Here is a 3805-nt window from a genome sequence, read left to right as displayed (position 1 = left end):
TGAGGTCGGCGCCCACGACGAGGGCGGTGCCGCCGGCTTCGCGGATGGAGTTCGCGAGCTTCGCCGCCCGCGCCTCCTTGTTGCGGTAGTTGATGACGACGGAGGCGCCCGCCTCGGCGAGGTACCCGACCGTGTCGGCGCCGATGCCGCGCGAGGAGCCCGTGACCAGGGCGCGCTTGCCGCTCAGCGAACCGGCGGCGAGGGGGGTGGCTGAAGAAGTGGACACAGAGAGCTCCTCGTGGATCGGATGACCACCCGAGACTACCAAGTAGCCATTGCTCCCTCCGGCACGACGCCGAATCCTGCTAGCGTCGAATCACGCCGATCGATTGCGAGAGGAGACCGACGATGCTCGAATTCCTCGACTCGTACGCCTGGATCTTCTGGCTGGGGCTGATCCTGCTGTTCGTGGTGATCGAGATGCTGACACTCGAGTTCACCTTCCTGATGATCGCCATCGGGAGCCTCGGCGGTCTCATCGCCGGGGCCTTCGGAGCACCCTGGTACGTGCAGGTGGTGGTCGCCGCCATCCTGTCGCTGCTGCTCATCCTCACCCTGAGGCCGCCGCTGCTGAAGCTGCTGAAGCGGGGTGGAGACCCGGCGAAGAGCAACGTCGACGCCCTCCTCGGCCTCGAGGGCCTCGTGGTCGACCAGGTCACCGGATCGGCCGGTCACGTGAAGCTCTCGAACGGCGACACCTGGACCGCCAGGGTCTCACCGCACACCGAGCGCCGAGACCTGCAGCGCGGTGAGCGCGTGCTCGTCACCGCCATCGATGGCGCCACGGCACTGGTCGTGCCCGCCGCCGTCCCCCTCACCGAGACCCCGACCAAGGAGGCACCGTGAACGACACCGTGGGCCAGGTCATCCTGGTGATCGTCGTGATCATCATCGTCATCTTCGTGCTGGTGGTGGTCGCGCGATCCGTGCGGATCATCCCGCAGGCACGCGCCGGCGTGGTCGAGCGGCTCGGCCGCTACCACAAGACGCTCATGCCGGGCCTGAACATCCTCGTGCCCTTCATCGACCGCTTGCGCCCCCTCATCGACATGCGCGAGCAGGTCGTCTCGTTCCCACCGCAGCCGGTCATCACCGAGGACAACCTCGTGGTCTCGATCGACACGGTCGTGTTCTTCCAGGTCACGGATGCGCGGGCGGCGACCTACGAGATCTCCAACTACCTGGGTGCGGTCGAGCAGCTCGCCACCACCACCCTCCGCAACGTGGTGGGCGGCCTCAACCTCGAGGAGGCCCTGACGAGCCGCGACGAGATCAACGGCCAGCTCCGGATCGTGCTCGACGAGGCCACCGGCAAGTGGGGCATCCGCGTTTCCCGCGTCGAGCTGAAGGCCATCGACCCGCCCGCGTCGATCCAGGACTCGATGGAGAAGCAGATGCGCGCCGAGCGTGAGCGCCGCGCCGTCATCCTCACCGCCGAGGGCACCAAGCAGTCGGCCATCCTCGAGGCCGAGGGGCACCGGCAGGGCGAGATCCTCCGCGCCGAAGGAGACGCGCAGGCCCAGGTGCTGCGCGCCCAGGGCGAGGCGGAGGCCATCACGACGGTCTTCAGCGCCATCCACAAGGGTGAGCCCGACAGCATGCTGCTGGCCTACCAGTACCTGCAGACGCTGCCGAAGATCGCGGAGGGCTCGGCGAACAAGCTCTGGGTCATCCCGAGCGAGCTCACCGAGGCGCTGAAGGGCATCGGACAGGCGTTCGGCGATCGGGGCACCCCGAAGGCGGGCGAGAGTGGCACCCCGCCGAAATTCTGATCAGCGGCGGATGGCGGGCGGCGACTGGTTCGCTCCGGAGACCCCCCGGATCCTCGCTCATCGCGGCCTCGCGCTCGGCGTGCCGGAGAACACGATCGCGGCGTTCGAGAAGGCCATAGCGGCCGGAGCCGCCTACATCGAGACCGATGTCAACGCCACGGCCGACGGCATCGCCGTGGCCGTGCACGACCCGACGCTCGAGCGCGTCGCCGACCGCCCCGACCGGATCGCCGATCTGACGCTCGCGGAGCTCCGCGAGGTCGACCTGGGTGGGGGCGCTCGATTCGCGACCCTCGCCGAGGTGCTCGCGGCGCATGCGGAGACCCGTTTCAACATCGACATCAAGTCCGAAGACGCTGCAGCCCCGGCCGCTGCGGCGATCCTGGCTGCGGGCGCCGTCGAGCGCGTGCTCATCACGTCGTTCTCGACGAAGCGCCGCCGAGCGACCGTCGAACTGCTCGAGCGACGACTGCCGGGCAGCCCGGGCTCCGAGGAGCGGGTCGCGGCGTCCGCCTCGGCCCGGGAGTTCGTGCCCGCCCTCATCGCGGCGAAGCTCGGGCTCGTGCCCCTCGCCCGGCTCCTGCTGCGGCGCGTCGATGCGGTGCAGATCCCGCAGCGCATCTGGCGCATCCGCACCACCACTCCCCGCACGGTGCGGAGGCTCCACGCCGCGGGCGTCGAGGTGCACGTCTGGACGATCAACGATCCGGACGAGGCCCGTCGCCTGCTCGAGAACGGCGCGGACGGCATCGTCACCGACCGCGTCGACCTGATGCTCGAGCTCGTGCGCACACCCCCCTGATTGGGGCTGGCGCCGATCGCTGGGAGACTACTGGCAATAGCACGGATCGGAAAGGAATGCACCCGCCGGACGGTTTATAACGTTGGAAGCAACGCGAGAGGAGACCACACAATGGCAGATCGCAGTTTGCGCGGAATGCGTCTGGGCGCACAAAGCCTTCAGAGCGAGGAGGGCGTCGTTTTTTCGCCCCGAACCACGTACACGTACCGATGCGCGACTTGTGGCCGTGACACCGAGATGGTGTTCTCGGCCGAGGCCGAAGCCCCCGAGACCTGGGAATGCAAGTTCTGCAGCCGGGAGGCGACGTTGATGGTGGGCTCGGAGCCCATGACCGTCGACCACGCCGACGCGAAGACACCGCGCAGCCACTGGGACATGCTGCTCGAGCGGCGCACGCGCGCCGAGCTCGAGGAGCTGCTCGAGGAGCGCCTGACCTACCTGCGCGCCCGTCGCGGCACGCAGAAGATCGGCGCCTGAGCGCCGATCCACGGCACGTCAGGAGCGCCGTTCCCCCTTCGGGCGGGGCGGCGCTCTCGTCGTGAGGGCCACCGCGAGGCCGATCAGGCCGAAGCCCGCCACCAGCCACTCGATCGGGAAGCCCGCGATCGCCGCCGGCGTCTGCAGGGTGGCCAGCGGAACGTCGGCCACCATCGAACCGGCCTCGTAGGCCGGGATGCCGACGATCCGGCTGCCGTCGGGCGCGATGATCTCGCTCGTGCCCACCGTGGAGATGTTCACGACCGAGCGGCCGAACTCGACCGCTCGCAGGCGGGCGATCGCCAGCTGCTGGAGGTTCTCGTCGGTCTGCCCGAAGTCGGCGTTGTTGGTCTGCGCGAGCACGACCTGGGCGCCCTCGGCCGCCATGGCGCGCATGACGGCGTCGTCGGTGATGTCGAAGCAGATCGAGATGCCGGCGATCAGCCCGTCGATGTCGAAGGTGAGGTCGGTGGTGCCGAAGCTGTAGTCGCGGCTCACGAGGTCGATGAGGTCCGGAGCGAACGGGCGGAAGAACTCGCGGTTGGGCATCCACTCGGCGAACGGCACGGGATGGCGCTTGTCGTAGAAGTCGGCGATCCCGCCGTCCTCCCAGAGCAGCGACGTGTTGAAGACCTCGTCGCCCCGAGCCTGGATGGTGCCGGCCACGATCGGCACGCCCCCCAGCAGGTCGCTCACGGCGTCGAGCGACTCGGCGGCGAGCGGCGACCGCGCGGGGTCGAGGTCCGAGGCGTTC

General features: G+C 69.0%; 6 protein-coding genes. 4 read left to right on the top strand and 2 right to left on the bottom strand.

Translation table 11 applies throughout. The annotated features are described in order from the left end of the window. Positions 1–226, bottom strand: a 226-nt coding sequence (locus Q0D57_RS16865) for an SDR family NAD(P)-dependent oxidoreductase (protein ID WP_291046215.1), incomplete at its 3' end; no start/stop codon positions are given. Between the two features lie 122 nt (positions 227–348). Between Q0D57_RS16865 and Q0D57_RS16860 the strand changes: the two genes are divergently transcribed. From Q0D57_RS16860 to Q0D57_RS16845, 4 genes are all read left to right on the top strand, one after another. Next, the gene (locus Q0D57_RS16860; RefSeq protein ID WP_291046212.1) at positions 349–846 is read left to right on the top strand and encodes an NfeD family protein; all 498 of its coding nucleotides are present in this window, start codon (positions 349–351) and stop codon (positions 844–846) included. Next, the gene (locus Q0D57_RS16855; protein ID WP_291046211.1) at positions 843–1772 is read left to right on the top strand and encodes an SPFH domain-containing protein; all 930 of its coding nucleotides are present in this window, start codon (positions 843–845) and stop codon (positions 1770–1772) included. Before Q0D57_RS16860 ends, Q0D57_RS16855 begins: the two co-directional genes overlap by 4 nt. Next, entirely contained in the window at positions 1750–2574 is an 825-nt protein-coding gene (locus Q0D57_RS16850; RefSeq protein WP_291046209.1) for a glycerophosphodiester phosphodiesterase family protein, read from the top strand. The genes Q0D57_RS16855 and Q0D57_RS16850 overlap by 23 nt, the downstream gene beginning before the upstream one ends. A gap of 111 nt (positions 2575–2685) precedes the next feature. After that, positions 2686–3051, top strand: a complete 366-nt coding sequence (locus tag Q0D57_RS16845; protein WP_291046208.1) for an RNA polymerase-binding protein RbpA — start codon at positions 2686–2688, stop codon at positions 3049–3051. A gap of 18 nt (positions 3052–3069) precedes the next feature. On the opposite strand, the gene Q0D57_RS16840 is transcribed toward Q0D57_RS16845, so the two are convergent. After that, the coding region (locus Q0D57_RS16840; protein WP_291046201.1) for an apolipoprotein N-acyltransferase at positions 3070–3805 on the bottom strand (736 nt) is incomplete at its 5' end.

It is taken from the genome of Herbiconiux sp. (genome assembly GCF_023264895.1).
GTDB lineage: Bacteria > Actinomycetota > Actinomycetes > Actinomycetales > Microbacteriaceae > Herbiconiux.
The sequence above is the reverse complement of the archived record's forward strand: the minus strand, read 5'-3'. Positions and strand labels throughout refer to the sequence as shown.

What these genes read in the sequence shown, in the direction of transcription:
- Q0D57_RS16860 (WP_291046212.1), top strand. Translation starts at nt 349, where the DNA reads ATGCTCGAATTCCTCGACTCGTACGCCTGGATCTTCTGGCTGGGGCTG.
- Q0D57_RS16845 (WP_291046208.1), top strand. Translation starts at nt 2,686, where the DNA reads ATGGCAGATCGCAGTTTGCGCGGAATGCGTCTGGGCGCACAAAGCCTT.